Here is a 16,179-nt window from a genome sequence, read left to right as displayed (position 1 = left end):
CTCCGTTCCCGGGCGGCATCGCGGCTGAGCGCCGCCCGAGGTCAGCGTGGCAGAGGCGGACCGGAGCGGCGAGGCGTCAGCTCAACAGCCCCTCCCCGATGTACCCGCCCTCCTCACACCCCGGCGGAATGGCGAACACCGCGGAGCCGGTGGGCGTCGTCCACTCGTTCAGCAGATCCAGCTCGTCCAACCGGCGCTGCAACGGCACGAACTGCGCGTCGACATCCGCCTGGAAGGAGATGAACAGCAACCCGGACTCGGTGGCGTCGTCGTAGTTGTATCCGCGGCGGAAGATCCGCTGTCGGGTGTCGTCGCTGCGTGCCCGACGAATGTGCGCGTACTCAGCGATCACCGGGAAACCCACCGCCGTAGTCGCCTCGAAGTCCGGCTCATCGTGCTCCCGTGTCCCGGTCAGGGGGGCACCATTCGCCAGGAACCGCCCCGTGGACTGCTCCCGTCCGTCCCGGTCCAGCTGGTCCCAGGTGTCCAGCTCCATCCGGATCCGGCGCAACACCAACGACGTCCAGCCGTTCGCGTCCCACACCACCTGATCGAAGTCCGCCGTCCCCGGCACCGGGTTCACCGTGCCGTCGACCTGGCCGAACAGATTGCGCATCGTGGTACCCGCGGCTTCGCTGCCCCGCGCGCGACGGAACCCGGTCTGCACCCACCGCACGGTGGTGAAGCTGCGCAGATCCTTGCGCAGCATCCGCACCGCGTGCGCCACGGTCAGCGGATCGTCCGCCGCCACCTGGAGCAGCAGATCGCCGTGACTCCACCGCTCCTCCAACCGGTCCACCCCGAACGCGGGCAGCGGGTGCAGCCAGGACGGGGCCGCGTCGGGATCGGCCCGCCGCACCAGCTCCGGCCCGAAGCCGAAGGTCACGGTCAACCGGGCGGGCAGCACAGCGAGTTCGGGTTCGGAGTCCGCGAGCGCCGCCCGTCCCTGGGTCAGCCGCGCCGCATCATCGGTCAGCAACCGCATCATCCGACCGAGCGCTTCCCGGTCGGTCTCCGGCAGCAGGTCCACTGCCAGCAGCGTGGTGTGCGCCTGCGGCGGGGTGTCGATCCCGGACTGGTGCTCGCCGTAGAACGGCAGCGTCTCCTCCCCGGTCAGTTGCTCCGAGGTCGCGACCTGGCCGGGGGTGTGCTGGTCAGCCGCGTCGGACGACCGCCGGGTCCACGCATCCACCCCGACCGCCGCCACCGCACCCGCCCCGGCGACCGCCCCGCCCACCAACAGCTGCCGACGACTGGGGCCGCGCCGCTCGGCGGGCATCAGTGCCCCGCCCCGTAGTTCTCATTCGCGCCGGAGTAGTCCTTGGCCGGAGCCGTCACGGTGAGCTCGGTGCCGTCATCAAAGCTCAGCGTGAACTCCACCTCGTCCCCGGCCCGGACCGGCTCGGTCACGTCCATGAACATCAGGTGGTTGCCGCCTGGTTCCAGGGTCAGGTCCTCACCGGCGGGGATCGTGAACCCGCCATCCTTCTCCTGCATGAGCATCGCGCCGGTGCCGTCGTCCACGGTCTCGTGCAGCTCCACCATCGACGCGGTTGGGCTGGTCGCGGACAGCAGGGTGACCGGCTCCGTGCCCCCGTTGTGCACCACCCCGAAGGCGGCGGTCATCCCGGAGTCGGTGGCCTTCACCCAGGCGTCCTGCACGGTCAATAAAACGGACGGCGACGTGGTGCCGTCGACAGTCGGCGCTGCGGTGCCCCCGGTGGACGGGGACGCGCCGCCCGACGACGTGCCCGTGCAGGCGGACAGGGTCAACGCCAGTGCGGCGGCGGACAGGGACAGGGCGATACGGGCAACGGACATGGGGAACTCGCTCTCGTCAGAAGAAGGTCAGGACGTGGGGTCGGCGCCGGACCGACGGCGGCGGAGCCAGAGCCCAAGCGCATACAGGCCTCCGGCGAGCACGGCACCACCAGCCGCGATCAGCACGGTGCGCAGCGGGCCGTCCGTAGCGGGGCCGGACTCCGAGGCGGGGGTCGTGTCCGAGACGGCCGCGGTCTGCGGGGCGGCACTGACGGCGGGCTGCTCACGTGCCGCACCGTCGCCCTGCTCAGCCGACATCGCCGCCACCGGATCGGCCTCCCCCACCGTGAACGGCACCACCCCGGAGATGGCGTGCCCATCGGAGGACACCACTCGCCACGCGGCGCGGTACGCCCCCTCCGGAAGCTCCGGGTCGAGCGGCACCGTCACCACCGGCCCGTCCAGCACTGGCTCACCGTCCGTCCAGTCCGCGTCGGCGGCATCGATTACCCGGACCGCGGTGCCCACATCCATCACCTCGGCGGAGAAGGTCAACCGGATCTCGGTGGGAGCGGAGTCCAGATGCTGATCGGCAGCTGGTGAGCTGTCGATCAACTGATCGTGGGCGGCGGCGATCCCGGTGGCCGGGAGCAGCAGCGAACCAGCCAGCACGGTGGTAGCCAGTGTGCGCCCGAGGGCGCGCAGAACAGGGCGGGGCATGACGGGGCACCTTGGGGTCGATGGGGGCACGGCAGCAGCGCGGCCGCAACCATGCAGGGGAGCGTCACCCGGGCACGGCCACCACAGCTCCACCGACCCGTGCCACTCAGGCAGTCGGGTCGTGGAAACCGCCAATCAGCAGCTCGCGCCGACCCTCGCCGGTGGGCCCCGCCGCACCACTCCACCGCGGACGACCTCCGTCACCCGCACCACAACGGGCTCCGACCACGACAGTCGCGCCCGGACCACTGCCACCAGCGGCGTCGACACCACGCGGATCAGTCGCACCACCACCCGGCGCAGCACCGCCGCGATCCGGGTCAGCAACTGTTCGCCGTGCCGCAGCATCAGCACCGTCACCAGCGCCGCCACCGCGTGCGCGCCCCACATCCCGGCCGCGGACGACTGCCCCGCCCCGGACACCAGCAGCACCGGGTGGTGCCCATGCGAGGTCGCAGCGACGACCGACGACGACCCCGCCGACCCCAGCACGAACAGCGTGTGGAAGCCGAGTTGGCCCACCGCCACCGACCCGGACAGCCGCAGCCATGGCAGCCGCACCCCGGCCAGCAGCACACCGGCGGAGGTCGCCACCAGCAACGGCACCAGCACACCCAGCGGCCCGGGCATCGCCCCACCGCCGATCAGGTGCGACAGCAATGCGATCAGGGTCGACGCCGCCGCCGCGGTGAACCCGCGCGCGAGTCGTCGATGGCCCTGCATGCCGTTCATCATGCCAATCGAGGTGCGGACACCACTGTCCTGTCCCTGTGACCTGTGCCACCGTGTGCGGCGTGAGCACCACCGACCCGTTGTTCCCCGGCAAACAGTTCATCAGCACCGCCTTGGAGGTGCTGGAGACCAAGACCACCATGTCCGGCGCGCTGGCCCGCCGTTACCTCCAGCGCGCGGCGATGGCCGGGATCATCATCGGTCTGCTCTACGCCACCAACTATGCGATCGTCGCCGCCTTCGACACCATCCCCGCCGGGGACGGCAGCTTCCGTCAGCTCGGACGGTTCGTCGGCTCGGTTACCTTCGGCTGGGCGCTGATCTTCATCTACTACTCCCGCTCCGAGCTGCTGACCAGCAACATGATGATCGTCTGCGTCGGCGCCTATCACCGTCGGACCACCTGGCTGCGCGCCCTGCGCCTGCTCGGCCTGTGCCTGATCGGCAACCTGCTCGGTGGACTGCTGATCGCCGTGCTGCTGCGCTTCTCCACCCTGGCCGAGGGCGGTGCCATGGCCGAGATGTCCGCCGCCGTCGAGCACAAACTCGCCTACCTCGACGGTGGCCCCGCCGGCTGGGTCGACCTGCTCATCCGCGCGATCCTGTGCAACTTCTGCATCAACATCGCCATGCTGCTGGTCTACAACGGGCTGATCGACTCGGACCTGGTCAAGTGCCTGGTCATGATCACCGCCGTGTTCATCTTCGCGTTCCTGGGGCTGGAGCACTCGGTGGCCAACAGTGTGCTGTTCGGCATCGTCGGGCTGCGCGAGGGCCTCGACCTGGCGGCGGCGCTGGGGAATGTCGGCATCGCCCTGGTCGGCAACTTCATCGGGGGCGGGCTGCTGATCGGGCTGTACTACGCGTATGTGAACGACGACTCGCGGTGGTTGCGGAACTGACCCTGTGGATAGACCTTGAGGCCGCCTCGGCGCGGGTGAGAATCGGCTGGAGAGACAGAAGAACCCCGGCCGCGTCATGGCTCAAGTCCAGAGAGGCGGATCCGGGGAATACCCCCACAGTCTACGCCTGACCAGCAATCGAGACCAGCACCGATGGAACAGCACCACGCCGCCGCGCTCGACCACGCGATCTCAGCCGCGCGCTTCGACACCTTCCTGCGCGTGGCCGACGGGGATCGTGAGCGCGCACGGAAGCTGTACGTGTGGGACCGCGACCTGGCCTCGGCGATCCTCGCCGACCTCGCCATCGTCGAGGTCGCGCTGCGGAACGCCGTGAACGAGGCCTTGACCGCGATGTACGGCAGCGAGTGGTACCGCCACGAGATTGGACTGGATGATCGGCTCCGCCGACAACTGGCACAGGCCTGGCGGCGACTCCCTCGAGACCGGCACGACCCTGGCCACGTCGTCGCACAGCTCATGTTCGGCTTCTGGACCGACATCCTGGACGCGGGAGGAACGGTCGGCGCGCTTCCACAGCAGTGGCCCGCGCGACATGAAGAGCTCTGGCGTGGCGGCCTCCGGCGCGCCTTCCCCGGAGGGCGCGCCGAGGCCGAGCGCACAGCGGGACGATTCACGCGGCACTGGGTCCATCAGCAGGTCCAGCTCGTCCATACCTTGCGCAACCGCGCGGCACACCACGAACCGCTGCTTGGCGGTATCCCTCGGCCAGGACAACGGCAAGCTGCCGTCCCGCGATTCTCGGCGCAGGAAGGGCATGACGGGTATCTGCTCGTGCTCCGCCTCATTGACCGCGACCTCGCCGAGTGGGTGGCCCAGCAGTCCGCGGTGCCGGCCGTGATCGCCGCCGCACCCTGACGCGAAACCCTTCGCCCGGACCGCACGCCACACCTACCCTCGCCCCATGCGCACCACCACCCCCCGCCTGACCCTGCGCCCCTTCACCACCGCCGACGCCCCCGCCCTGCACGCCTACCTCGGCGACCCGGAGGTGGTCCGATTCGAGCCCTACGGGCCGTTGAGCGCACAAGAGGCCGAGACGGAGACCCAACGCCGGGTGGACGATCCCCGCTTCATCGCGGTGGAGCGCACCGAGGACCGGGTACTGATCGGGCACGTGTACCGGTCCCTCACGGAACTGGCGGCCTGGCGGACCTGGACGGTGGGCTACGTGTTCAATCCGGAGTTCGGCAGGCGGGGTTACGCGACCGAGGCGGTGCGGGCGGTGATCGACGACTGCTTCCGCGTGCAGGGCGCACATCGGCTGACGGCGCAGTGCGATCCGGTGAACGTGCGGTCGTGGCAGCTGCTGGAGCGACTGGGTCTGCGCCGGGAGGGGCATGAGCTCCGGTCCGCCTCGTTCAGCACGGGACCGGATGGCGAGCCGGTGTGGCACGACGCCTACCGGTACGCGGTGCTGGCCGAGGAGTGGCGCGGCTGAACGCCACGAGGGGCCGCCCCGCACCAGGCGGAACGGCCCCTCGTCGGACGACTGGTCAGGCGACGGTGAACCCCGCCCGCAGCAGGTCCTCGTCCAGCGACGACCGCCCGACCAGCAGCTCGAACGCACCGGCCTCGACCACCCGGTCACCGCGGGCGTCGACGATGGTGCAGTCCGCCACCGGCAGTTCGACCTCGACGGTGACCGACTCCCCGGCGGGGACGTCAACCTGGCGGTAGGTCTTGAGTTCCTTGTCCGCCCAGGACACCGAGGTGACCGTGTCGGAGACGTACACCTGGACGGTCTCCCGGGACGGGCGGGTGCCGGTGTTGGTGAGGGTGATCCGGCCGCGGATGACGTCGTCGCGGCTGAGCTCGGTGGCATCGAGCACCAGGTCCGAGTAGTCGACGGTGGTGTAGCTCAGGCCCTGACCGAAAGCGAAGGCCGGGCGTTGGGTGAGGTCGGCGTAGCGGTCGCCGTGCTGACCGCGCAGCTGGTTGTAGTAGGTCGGCTGCTGTCCGACGTGCCGGGCAAAGCTGATCGGCAGTCGACCGGAGGGCTCGGTGAGACCGAGCAGCACCTCGGCGATGGCCTGACCGCCCTGCATGCCCGGGTTGGCGACCCAGAGCAGCGCGGCGGCGTCGAGGGCGGAGTCCGGCAGCACCAGCGGCTTGGAGGCGAGCAGCACGACGATCATCGGGGTGCCGGTGGCGGCGAGTGCGTCCACCAGCGCCTTCTGTCCGCCGATCAGCTCGAGGGTGGCGGTGGAGCGGCCCTCGCCGACCAGCTCGATCCGGTCACCAACGACGGCGACCACATAGTCGGCGTCCTGAGCTGCGGCCACGGCATGGTCGATCATCGCCTGGTCCGGCTCGACCGGGACGACCACCGGCGGGCGGGGCTGACCGTCGGGGAAGAACGCCCCCTCGGGGTCCGGCTCCAGGGTGAGGATGTCGGCACCGCGGCTGTGGGTGACGGTCCAGTCGCCGGGGACGCTGGCGCGCAGGCCGTCGAGGACGGTGGTGATCATCTCCACCGGCTGGCCGTCCGGCAGCCAGTCGGCCTGACCGGAGTTGCCCGCCCAGTCGCCGAGCTGGGTCTGGGCGTCGTCTGCGAGCGGTCCGACCACGGCGATCCGCTTGGCGGCGCCGGTGGGAGCGGCGCGGAGGGCACCGGCGGGACCGGTCTCGGCGGACGCGGTCAGGCCACCGGCCAGCGGCAGCACCCCGTCGTTGCTCAGCAGCACCAGGGACCGCCGAGCCACCGCGAGGTTGAGCTCGGCGTGCTCGGCGGAACCGACCACAGCAGCCTGCGCGTTCGCGTCCGGGCGGCGCGGGTCCTCGAACAGCCCGAGCCGGAACTTCAGGGTGAGGATGCGGGACACCGCGGCGTCCAGGTCGGACTCGGCGAGCAGCCCGGACTCGATGGCTTCCAACGCCCCCTCGAAGAATCCGGGGGTGGTCATCACCATGTCGTTGCCGGCCTTCACCGCGGCGGCGGCGGCGTGCGCGTAGTCGGGCTGGACCTTCTGCTCCCAGACCATCCGCCCGACGTTGTCCCAGTCGGTGATCAGGGTGCCGGTGTAGCCCCACTCGCCGCGCAGCACGTCGTTCAGCAGCCAGTCGTTGACCGTGATCGGCACGCCGTCGGTGGTCTGGTAGCCGAGCATGAAGGTGCCGCAGCCCTCGCGTGCCACCCGCTCGAACGGGGGCAGGAACCAGGAGCGCAGCTTGCGACGGGAGATGTCCGCCTCGGAGGCGTCCCGGCCACCCTGGGTCTCGGAGTACCCGGCGAAGTGCTTGGCGGTGGCCAGGATCGCGGTGGGGTCGTCCAACCCGGTGCCCTGGTAGCCGCGGACCATCGCGGAGGCCAGCTCACCGATCAGGAACGGGTCCTCGCCGAAGGTCTCGTCCACCCGGCCCCAGCGCAGGTCGCGGGCGATGCAGAGCACCGGGGAGAAGGTCCAGTGCACACCGGTGGCGGCGACCTCGACGGCGGTGGCGCGGGCGACCTGCTCGGTCAGCTCGGCGTCCCAGGTGGCGGCCATGCCGAGCTGGGTCGGGAAGATCGTCGCGCCGACAAAGAACGAGTGCCCGTGGATGCAGTCCTCGCCGACCAGCAGCGGGATGCGCAGCCGGGTCTGCTCGGTCAGCCGGTGCGCATCCATCAAGCGCTCGGGTGAGGTGTGCAGGATCGATCCGACGTGGACGTTCAGGATGTCGTGCGCGTAGTCGCCCCGGGCGTCCAGCTGCATCATCTGCCCGACCTTCTCCGCCGGGGTCATCCGGCCGAGCAGATCGGCGACGCGCTCCTCGATCGGGCGGGTCGGGTCCTGGTAGGGGGCGGTGGTGCTGGTGACAGTCACGATGAGTCCTTCGTCGGCGGCATTGCCACGGTGTCGTTCGGCTGGCTCCGACCCGCGGATCGGCAGTGTGGGAGCGTGACCACTCTAGGTTGTGCGGGTAGGTGGTCGATGGTCGGAAGGGCCCGGGGTGGGCGGCTGACCCACCCCGGACCCGGAGTCACTCGGTGGAGTGTCGGGGCGCGGGAGTCACCGCGTCCGGATCGGGTTCGGCCCGGACCGGCTCGTGGTGCGGTCCCGACGCGAGGCGGTCGTCGGGTTCCGGATCGGCCCGCACCGCCGTCACCCCGCTGCTCGGGCTCAGCCCCTTCTTCCGCATCGCCCGCGCCCGCTCCCCCGCCGACCGCAGCCGCGGGTTCACGTACTCGTCGATGCCGAAGTTGATCAGCGACAGCGCCATGCCGAGCAGCGCGATGCACAGTCCGGCCGGCACGTACCACCACCAGAAGTCGGGGAACGCCCCGTTCTGCTGGGCCCAGTACAGGATGGTGCCCCAGTTCAGGTTGGTGATCGGGATGACGCCGATGAACGCCAGCGTGGTCAGTCCGAGCACCGCCGCGGTGACCGTGCCGACAAAGGACGACGCGATGATCGCGGTCAGGTTCGGCAACATCTCCACCGTGATGATCCGGTGCAGCGGCTCGCCGTTCGCCCGGGCGGCCTGCACGAAGTCCCGGTTCCGCAGCGACATGGTCTGCGCCCGCAACACCCGGGCACCCCAGGCCCAGCCGGTGATCGCCAGCACCGCCGCGATCAGCAGCAGCGAGGGGTTTTCGTACTGGGAGGCCACAATGATCATCAGCGGCAGCGCCGGCAGCACCAGGAACACGTTGGTGATCGCGGACAGCGACTCCGAACGCCACCCGGCGATGTACCCGGCGGTGACACCGACGATCACGGCGATCAGGGTGCCGATGATCCCGGCGGTGAAGCCGACCACCAGCACACCCCGGGTGCCGTAGACGATCTGGCTGAACACGTCCTCACCCATGTGGGTGGTGCCGAGCCAGTGCTCAGCGGACGGCGGCTGACGCAGCGAGTCGAAGTCCTTGTCCAACGGACCGTAGGGCGCGATCAGGTCACCGAACACCGCCAGCAGGACGAAGACGCCCAGGATGCACAGCCCGGTGATCGACTTCCCGTTGCGGAACATGGCGAACCCGCGGCCGAGCTTCGCCAGGCCGGACGCGGGGCGGCCGGTGGGCAGGTCCGGCTCGGCGACGATGCCCTCAACAGTGGGGACGGTCATCTCAGGCCTCCATCTGACGGGTGCGCGGATCGAGCACGGCGTAGGCGACATCGGCCAGGATGTTCGCGACCAGCACGGTGAGCGTGATGATCAGGAACAGCCCCTGCATCAGCGGGTAGTCCTTGGCCGTGGTGGCGTCCAGCAGCAGCTTGCCGACGCCGGGGTAGCTGAACACCAGCTCCATCACCAGCGTCCCGCCGACGATGAACCCCAGGGACAGCGCGAAGCTGGACAGCTGTGGCAGCACCGCGTTGCGGGCGGCGTAGTTCACCAGCACCCGACGCTGGGACAGCCCCTTGGCCTGCGCGACGGTGACGTAGTCCTCGTCCAGGACCGTCACCATCATGTTGCGCATCCCGAGGATCCAGCCGCCCAACGACGACAGCACGATGGTCAGCGCCGGGAGGGTGCCGTGCTGGATCACCTGCCCGATGAACTCGAAGCTGAAGCTCGGCGACGAGCCCTTGTCATAGGCGTGCGAGGCCGGGAACCAGCCCAGAGCGGTGGAGAAGACCGCGATGGCGATCAGCCCCATCCAGAAGTACGGCACGGTGGAGAAGAAGGTCGCCACCGGCACCACCAGGTCCGCCTTGGACCCGCGCCGCCAGCCGATGAACGCCCCGATGGACGTGCCGAGGAAGAAGCTCAGGATGGTGGCGATGCCGACCAGTCCGACCGTCCAGGGCAGCGCGCTGGCGATCACGTCGGTGACCGGCGCGAGTCCCTTGGAGAACGACCGGCCGAGGTCACCGGTGAACAGCAGCCCCCAGTAGTCGATGTACTGCTGGAAGACCGACTTGCCGTCGTCCAGCCCGAACAGTGTGCGCAGCGAGTCCGCCGCCTCCGGGCTGATCCGGCCCTGATTCTTGGCCAGGTACGCCGACACCGGGTCGCCCTTGAGCATCCGCGGCAGGAAGAAGTTGATCGTGATCGCCGCCCAGGCGGTGAACAGGTAGAACGCCGCACGGCGCAGGAAGAACCGCATCGCTCAGCCCTCCGTCGCGGTCGAGAAGTGGCGGTCGGGGTCCGGCGAGGCGTTGCGCAGCGAGCGGGTGTACTCGTGCTGCGGTCGCAGGATCACGTCGTCGGCGGGGCCCTGCTCCACCACGACACCGTGGTGCAGCACCATGATCCGGTCGCTGAAGTGCCGCGCCGTCGCCAGGTCGTGGGTGATGTACAGGACGCCGAGGTTCGACTCGCGTTGGAGCTCGGCCAACAGGTTCAGCACGCCGAGCCGGATCGACACGTCCAGCATCGACACCGGCTCGTCCGCCACCAGCAGCTTCGGCCGGGAGGCCAGCGCGCGGGCGATCGCCACCCGCTGCCGCTGCCCACCGGAGAGCTCGTGCGGACGCCGGTCGATCACCGACGACGGCTCCAGCCGCACGCGTTCGAGCAGACGGTGGGTCTCGGCCTCGACCTCATCGCTGGGCACCACATGGTCCAGCCGCAGCGGACGCTCGATGTGGTGCCGAATGGTGTGGTACGGATTCAGCGAGGCGAACGGGTCCTGGAACACCATCCGCACGGTCTGCCGGTAGCGGCGCAGGCCACGGCCCCGGGTGGGGATCGGGGTGCCGTCCAGCAGCACCCTCCCGGTGGTGGCCTTCTCCAGCTGGGTGATGATCTTGGCGATAGTCGACTTGCCGGAGCCGGACTGGCCGACCAGGGCGACAGTCTCCCCGGAGGTCAGGCTGAAGCTGACGTCATCCAGCGCCAGCATCTCCCCCGCGCCCCGGACCCGGTACTTCTTGGTCACGTGCGTGAACTCGAGGGTGGTCATCAGGCGGCCCCTTCCCGTCCGGTCCGCACAAAGTCGCCCCGCTCACCGGTCAGGCTGGGGAACGAGCCGAGCAGCTTCTGGGTGTACGGATGCTGCGGATGGCGGTAGATGTTCTCGGCGGTGTCCAGCTCGACGATCCGGCCCTCGCGCATCACCGCGATCCGGTCGCTGATCTCCAGCAACAGCGGCAGGTCATGGGTGATGAACACGACCGAGAAGCCGAACTCCCGGCGCAGGTCACTGATCTGCTGCAGGATCTCCCGCTGCACCAGCACGTCCAGCGCGGTGGTCGGCTCGTCCATGATCATCAGCTGCGGCTTGAGCGCGAGGGCCATCGCGATCATCACCCGCTGCCGCATCCCGCCGGACAGCTCATGCGGGAACGACCGCAGCCGGTCCTTGCCCACCCCGACGATCTCCAACAGCTGAGCGCACTCCTCCCGGCGCTGCGCCGCGGACATCTGCGGCCGGTGGGTGAGGAACACGTCGTCCAGCTGCTTGCCGATCGCTGTCACCGGGTTGAGCGCGTTCATCGCCCCCTGGAAGACCATCGACACCTTGTCCCACCGGAAGGCACGCATCTGCTCCGCGTCCAGGCCGAACAGGTCGACATCCTCGCCGGTGTCGGCATCGTGGAAGGTCGCACTCCCAGAACTGATCACCGCCGGGGGCTTGAGCAGTCGTTGGATCCCGTAGGCCAGGGTCGTCTTGCCGCAACCCGACTCGCCCGCCAGGCCCAGGATCTCCCCGCGCCGGATGCTCAGGGACACGTCCTGCACGGCCCGGACCGGCGGTTCCACCTCGTAGACGACGCTGAAGCCGTCCACCGTCACCACATTCTCGCTGGTCACTGCACCATTCCTATCGAGGGGTGCGCGGGTGGCGGCCGGTCGACCGCCACCCGCGCAGGGGTCAGTTCGCCGGCTCCAGCGAGGTGAGGATCAGCGACGCGGTCGGCTGCGTCGGGTCCGGGTTGGTGTACGGGTCGTCCTCGGACGGCCAGCCCACGTAGTTGCGCGTGTTGTACTCGGCGATGAATGGCCGGGTCCCGATCGGCAGCGCCGGCACCTGCTCGACAAAGATCTGCTGCACGGTCTCCAGGGCGGCGGCCCGCTCCTCGTCGCTGGTCGCGGTGGCGTAGGCGTTCAGCGCCTCGGTGGCCTCCGGGGAGTCGAAGCGGCCGAAGTTGTAGTCGGCGGCCTCGCCCTCGGCGACCAACCAGCGGCCGTCCATGATGTCGCTGTACAGGTCGTATGGCGTCACACCCGTGTCGGTCCAGTGCAGGATCGCCTGGAAGTCACCGGTGGTCTTCATCTCCCACCAGGTGTCCGAGTCCGGGGTGTTGATCGTGGTGTCGACACCGAGCTCCGTGGCCGCATCACCGATCAGGCTGATCCCGGTGACGTAGTCGCTCCAGCCCTGCGGCACGCTCAGCTCGAAGGTCACCGTCTCCCCGTCCGGGTCGACCAGCTTGTCCGCGGACCAGGTGTACCCGGCCTCCTCCAGCACGTCCTTGGCGGCGTCGACGTCCACCGCGAACTCCTCGCCCTGGTACTCCTCGCTGATGAACGCGTCACCGGCGGGGGTGGGCAGACCGGTCACCGAGGTCAGCTCCGGCACGCCACCCTCGCGGGCGATCTGCTGGTGCTTGCTCCGGTCGACCACCAGGTTCATCGCCTGACGGAAGGCCGGGTCGTCGAAGGGCTTGGCGGTGGTGTTCATGAACATCGCGTCGATGCCCAGACCGGCGGCCGCCCAGTAGACGTTGGCGTCGTCCTTGGACAGGTACGCCGAGTCGACATTCGGGATGAAGGCCTGCGCCCAGTCCGCGTCACCGTTCGCCAGCGCGGTGGTCAGCGCGGTGTTGTCGTTGTACGACACGTAGTAGAGCGTCGGCACGGCCAGCTCGCCGCCCCAGTAGTCGTCCCGGGCGGACAGCTCCACGCTCTGGTTGGTGAAGCTGGTCAGCGTGTACGGCCCGGTGCCGACCGGGTCGAGGTTCTCGAAGGTGGCGGGGTCCTCCACCGAGGCCCACACGTGCTCCGGGACGATCAGCTTGTGCAGGACCTTGTCCCGCTTGGCGTACATCGAGTTCGCGAAGCTCAAGGTGACGGTGTTGTCCGCCAGGGTCACCTCCTCGATGCCCAGTGCCGCACTGTCCAGCTCCGGGGTGTCCTTGAGCAGCCGGAAGGTGAAAGCGATGTCCTCGGCGGTGAAGTCCTCGCCGTCGCTCCACTGCACGCCGTCCCGGGCGGTGAGCTCCACCTGGGTGTAGTCGTCGTTCCAGGTGATCTCCGAGGCGAGCCACGGCGTGGTCTCCTCGGTCGGGTCGACCAGGTTCACGAATCCGAGCGGCTCCATCAGCGCGTTGACGTAGCCGAGCTTCATCGCCGACGCGTCACCCACGAACGGGTTGTTCGACTCGGTGGCAATGGCGCCGTCCGGCTTCGCGATGGTCAGCGGGGCACCGGCTGCGCCCGTGCTGCCACCACCGTCCGAGCCACTGTCTCCGGTGCCGCAGGCCGCCAGCGTCAGGGCCGCTGCCAGGCCCAGCGCGACGACGGGGATCTTGACCTTCATCGGTTTCTCCTTCGAAACGTCAACGGGGCTGCACGCCCCCGATGTCAGGCCGCAGCACTGCGGTCGGCCCCCGTCCTCGGTGACGTGTTGCGGGGAGGTTACTACACTGTCAGTAAGTTGAGGACGGACCGTCGGGTCACGGCATGATCACGATGACTGCGCCCCTACACTCGCTGCCGGGGCGAACGTCGACCCGATCAGCACAGGCGGAAGGCAGGCAGATGAGCGCCCCCAAGCGCACCCCCAAGGCGCGTCCGGAGACTCTGGAACGCCGCCGGGAGATCCTGCGCGCCGCGATGACCACCTTCGGGTCCAAGGGTTACAAGAACGGTCCGCTGACCGAGATCGCCGAGCAGGTCGACATGACCCACGCCGGAATCCTGCACCACTTCGGCTCCAAGGATCAGCTCCTGCTCGAGGTGCTCAAATACCGCGACAGCTCCGACGTCGAGGACTTCACCAACCAGCGCATCCCGGACGGCATCGACCTGTTCCGGCACCTGATCCGCACCGCCTTCACCAACGAGCAGCGCCCCGGCATCGTCCAGGCCTACGCCGTGCTCTCCGCCGAATCCGTCACCGACGACCACCCCGCCCGGGAGTACTTCCAGGAGCGGTACACCACCCTGCGCCGGGAGATCCGCGAAGCATTCGAGCTGATCTGCCGCCAGCGCGGCATCGACGAGCCGCCCACCATCGACCGCGCCGCCGCCGCGATCCTGGCGGTGATGGACGGGTTGCAGGTGCAGTGGCTGCTGGACCGGGAAAATGTGGAGCTGGCGGAGACGTCGGCGTTTGCGATCGAGGCGCTGGTGAGCGCGGTGATCGGGGACAAAGCCGAGGTCTGAGAGACCTACCGCATCGAGGGTCGGTGAGGTCGCGCGAATACCGTGAAAGGCATAAACCCCCAGATCGCCTAAAAAACCACTCTTCGCCAACGCCGGCAGGTGTGGATAGCGTGCCTGTGAATGTCGAGAATTCGCGGGCAGGGGCGTGGTGATGGTGCGGCCGGTTGATTGGCATCTGGTGGGCTTAGTGGCTGACCCGACCCCGGGTGATGCGTGGGGCACACGGGCGGTGGCGCGGGTGTATGGCGACACTGCCGCAGCTGCGAACCAGATGATGCAGTTGGTACGTGCGGTGCAGTCTGCCAGTGGCACCGGGATCTGGCACGGGTTGGCTGGTGACACATTCCGGACCCAGTTGGAGGATTTTCCATCCCAGATTCAGGCGTGTGAGACGTCGTATCGGGGGGCGCGTGATGCGATGAACTGGTGGGCTGGGCGCATCGAGGATCATCAGGCCAGCGCAGATCGAGGTTTGGAGCAGGCTCGGGCCGCCGATGATGACCTGCGTCGGGCCCGAGCGGCGTTGCGGACCGCGATCGCGAACGCGCAACGTTCGAGCTCAGCGCTGGCCGATATCGAGCGGGATCAGGTCCGATACCGCGCCAGCGAGGCTGCTGGCGCGCCGAGCCCGTCGCAGATAGCTCGTGCCCGGCGTGCCTCGCAGGACGCAATTGCGGCTCAGCGAGCTGCCAGCGGACAGGTTGAGGATGCCTCCGCTCGCCTGGACGCGGCCGCCCGGCTGGTTGCAGAGGCGGCGTCAGCGTATGAGTCCGACGCGCAGAACACGGTCACACGCATGGGCCAGGCCCATGATCAGGCTCTCGCCGAGAACAACATCTGGGAGAAGATCCGCAGGTCGGGTGCCTGGCAAATAATGGTCGCGGTCGCGACAGTCGTGGTGATCGTCGCGGCGATCGCCGCGTTCTTCTTAACCGGACCGATCGCGTTGATCGCTGGGCTGATCGCCACCGTTGCGGGGGCGCTACTGGCCATCAACGACGTCCTGGAGTGGCGAGCGGGGATGCAGTCAGGGTGGCAAGCGGCCCTGTCGGTCCTGTTGACCGTGATCCCGGGCGGGCTGCTCCTCAAGGCTGGCAAGAGCGGGGTCACCGTGGTCAGCCGGGTGGGGATGTCGCTGGCTCCGAAGCTCACCACCGCCATCACCGCGAACATGCGCGCTCTGGGTGCGAGCCTAGGCACGGCTCTGACCCGCCTCCGCCGCCTGGGTGCCTCACCATCGGCAGCGATCAACCAGCACATCCCCGAGGCGATCACCGACGGGCTGAGCGCACTACAACGCTCCAAACTCGACATGTACGACCGCCTGATCGCCCGCCACTCTGATTCGCCCCTCCTGCAACGGTTGTTTGACGGATCACGCTTCAACTGGGAACGCGCCGGACACTTCGACTTCAACGAAGTCTCCCTCGCCCGACCCGGCGGCGGACGACCTACCCGCGTGGACTCCTACAGTCCCGGTGGTGAGGTCGTTTCACGGAAGGCCACCCAGCTCGCGCAAGTCCAAGAAAATACCGCGCTGGGCTACATCGACGAGGCCGTGACCAAATACGGGCCACGAACCGACGGCATCACTATCGCCGACACCCCCGCCAATCGCACCAAACTCGGCGACCAAGCAGGCAAGCTCATCGGCGAACAACTCGAAGGTCAGCTCGTCTTGGAGGTCCCCATCCAAGACGCCCCCATCCCACAAACAATCCTCGACCACGCGGCTATTCGCGGTGTCGAAATTCGTCAGGTTCCGCGCGTTCGATAGGAT

Annotated in this window: 15 protein-coding genes; 5 read left to right on the top strand and 10 right to left on the bottom strand. The window is 68.8% G+C overall.

Annotation, left to right across the window (positions count from 1 at the left end; translation table 11 throughout):
- Positions 1-76: 76 nt before the first annotated feature.
- From AB0N78_RS13685 to AB0N78_RS13670, 4 genes are all read right to left on the bottom strand, one after another.
- Positions 77-1,279 carry a Dyp-type peroxidase gene (locus AB0N78_RS13685; RefSeq protein WP_363391191.1) on the bottom strand — a complete coding sequence of 401 codons (1,203 nt, stop codon included), beginning with the start codon at positions 1,277-1,279 and terminating at the stop codon, positions 77-79.
- A complete protein-coding gene (locus tag AB0N78_RS13680) occupies positions 1,279-1,821 on the bottom strand; it encodes a copper chaperone PCu(A)C (RefSeq protein WP_363391188.1) in 543 nt (180 codons plus the stop codon). Before AB0N78_RS13680 ends, AB0N78_RS13685 begins: the two co-directional genes overlap by 1 nt.
- A gap of 27 nt (positions 1,822-1,848) precedes the next feature.
- Positions 1,849-2,481, bottom strand: coding sequence for a copper resistance CopC family protein (locus AB0N78_RS13675; RefSeq protein WP_363391185.1), 633 nt, complete (start codon positions 2,479-2,481; stop codon positions 1,849-1,851).
- Between the two features lie 135 nt (positions 2,482-2,616).
- Positions 2,617-3,204: a hypothetical protein gene (locus AB0N78_RS13670; RefSeq protein ID WP_363391182.1), complete on the bottom strand. Its 588-nt coding sequence runs from the start codon at positions 3,202-3,204 to the stop codon at positions 2,617-2,619.
- A 71-nt stretch (positions 3,205-3,275) separates the two neighbouring features.
- Here AB0N78_RS13670 and AB0N78_RS13665 point away from each other — a divergent pair, with 71 nt between their 5' ends.
- From AB0N78_RS13665 to AB0N78_RS13655, 3 genes are all read left to right on the top strand, one after another.
- Positions 3,276-4,115 (top strand): formate/nitrite transporter family protein, encoded by an 840-nt coding sequence (locus AB0N78_RS13665; RefSeq protein ID WP_363391179.1) that lies wholly within the window; start codon positions 3,276-3,278, stop codon positions 4,113-4,115.
- A 153-nt stretch (positions 4,116-4,268) separates the two neighbouring features.
- Positions 4,269-4,994 carry a hypothetical protein gene (locus tag AB0N78_RS13660; protein ID WP_363391177.1) on the top strand — a complete coding sequence of 242 codons (726 nt, stop codon included), beginning with the start codon at positions 4,269-4,271 and terminating at the stop codon, positions 4,992-4,994.
- A gap of 46 nt (positions 4,995-5,040) precedes the next feature.
- The gene (locus AB0N78_RS13655; protein WP_363391174.1) at positions 5,041-5,577 is read left to right on the top strand and encodes a GNAT family protein; all 537 of its coding nucleotides are present in this window, start codon (positions 5,041-5,043) and stop codon (positions 5,575-5,577) included.
- 55 nt (positions 5,578-5,632) lie between these two features.
- On the opposite strand, the gene AB0N78_RS13650 is transcribed toward AB0N78_RS13655, so the two are convergent.
- The 6 genes from AB0N78_RS13650 to AB0N78_RS13625 form a co-directional block, all read right to left on the bottom strand.
- A complete protein-coding gene (locus AB0N78_RS13650) occupies positions 5,633-7,942 on the bottom strand; it encodes a glycoside hydrolase family 3 N-terminal domain-containing protein (protein ID WP_363391171.1) in 2,310 nt (769 codons plus the stop codon).
- 157 nt (positions 7,943-8,099) lie between these two features.
- On the bottom strand, positions 8,100-9,092 hold the full coding sequence (locus AB0N78_RS13645; protein WP_363391483.1) for an ABC transporter permease: 993 nt from the start codon (positions 9,090-9,092) through the stop codon (positions 8,100-8,102).
- Between the two features lie 97 nt (positions 9,093-9,189).
- Positions 9,190-10,173 carry an ABC transporter permease gene (locus AB0N78_RS13640; protein WP_363391168.1) on the bottom strand — a complete coding sequence of 328 codons (984 nt, stop codon included), beginning with the start codon at positions 10,171-10,173 and terminating at the stop codon, positions 9,190-9,192.
- A gap of 3 nt (positions 10,174-10,176) precedes the next feature.
- Complete coding sequence (locus tag AB0N78_RS13635) at positions 10,177-10,971, bottom strand: ATP-binding cassette domain-containing protein (protein ID WP_363391165.1); 795 nt, start codon at positions 10,969-10,971, stop codon at positions 10,177-10,179.
- Entirely contained in the window at positions 10,971-11,822 is an 852-nt protein-coding gene (locus AB0N78_RS13630) for an ABC transporter ATP-binding protein (RefSeq protein WP_363391162.1), read from the bottom strand. The genes AB0N78_RS13635 and AB0N78_RS13630 overlap by 1 nt, the downstream gene beginning before the upstream one ends.
- Positions 11,823-11,883: 61 nt before the next feature.
- Positions 11,884-13,551 carry an ABC transporter substrate-binding protein gene (locus AB0N78_RS13625; RefSeq protein WP_363391160.1) on the bottom strand — a complete coding sequence of 556 codons (1,668 nt, stop codon included), beginning with the start codon at positions 13,549-13,551 and terminating at the stop codon, positions 11,884-11,886.
- Positions 13,552-13,772: 221 nt separating this feature from the next.
- Here AB0N78_RS13625 and AB0N78_RS13620 point away from each other — a divergent pair, with 221 nt between their 5' ends.
- Positions 13,773-14,399, top strand: a complete 627-nt coding sequence (locus AB0N78_RS13620; protein WP_363391157.1) for a TetR/AcrR family transcriptional regulator — start codon at positions 13,773-13,775, stop codon at positions 14,397-14,399.
- Between the two features lie 187 nt (positions 14,400-14,586).
- Positions 14,587-16,176 (top strand): hypothetical protein, encoded by a 1,590-nt coding sequence (locus AB0N78_RS13615; RefSeq protein ID WP_363391154.1) that lies wholly within the window; start codon positions 14,587-14,589, stop codon positions 16,174-16,176.
- Positions 16,177-16,179: the final 3 nt, after the last annotated feature.

The organism is Cellulomonas sp. NPDC089187 (assembly GCF_040685135.1).
Lineage (GTDB): Bacteria > Actinomycetota > Actinomycetes > Actinomycetales > Cellulomonadaceae > Cellulomonas.
Note: the sequence above shows the minus strand (reverse complement) of the source record. Positions and strands in the feature narration are given on the sequence as shown.

Excerpts from the sequence above, each read along its gene's own strand:
- AB0N78_RS13655 (WP_363391174.1), top strand. The coding sequence starts at position 5,041 with ATGCGCACCACCACCCCCCGCCTGACCCTGCGCCCCTTCACCACCGCC.
- AB0N78_RS13660 (WP_363391177.1), top strand. The coding sequence starts at position 4,269 with ATGGAACAGCACCACGCCGCCGCGCTCGACCACGCGATCTCAGCCGCG.
- AB0N78_RS13640 (WP_363391168.1), bottom strand. The coding sequence starts at position 10,173 with ATGCGGTTCTTCCTGCGCCGTGCGGCGTTCTACCTGTTCACCGCCTGG.
- AB0N78_RS13675 (WP_363391185.1), bottom strand. The coding sequence starts at position 2,481 with ATGCCCCGCCCTGTTCTGCGCGCCCTCGGGCGCACACTGGCTACCACC.
- AB0N78_RS13680 (WP_363391188.1), bottom strand. The coding sequence starts at position 1,821 with ATGTCCGTTGCCCGTATCGCCCTGTCCCTGTCCGCCGCCGCACTGGCG.
- AB0N78_RS13645 (WP_363391483.1), bottom strand. The coding sequence starts at position 9,092 with ATGTTCCGCAACGGGAAGTCGATCACCGGGCTGTGCATCCTGGGCGTC.
- AB0N78_RS13670 (WP_363391182.1), bottom strand. The coding sequence starts at position 3,204 with ATGCAGGGCCATCGACGACTCGCGCGCGGGTTCACCGCGGCGGCGGCG.
- AB0N78_RS13635 (WP_363391165.1), bottom strand. The coding sequence starts at position 10,971 with ATGACCACCCTCGAGTTCACGCACGTGACCAAGAAGTACCGGGTCCGG.
- AB0N78_RS13685 (WP_363391191.1), bottom strand. The coding sequence starts at position 1,279 with ATGCCCGCCGAGCGGCGCGGCCCCAGTCGTCGGCAGCTGTTGGTGGGC.
- AB0N78_RS13625 (WP_363391160.1), bottom strand. The coding sequence starts at position 13,551 with ATGAAGGTCAAGATCCCCGTCGTCGCGCTGGGCCTGGCAGCGGCCCTG.
- AB0N78_RS13620 (WP_363391157.1), top strand. The coding sequence starts at position 13,773 with ATGAGCGCCCCCAAGCGCACCCCCAAGGCGCGTCCGGAGACTCTGGAA.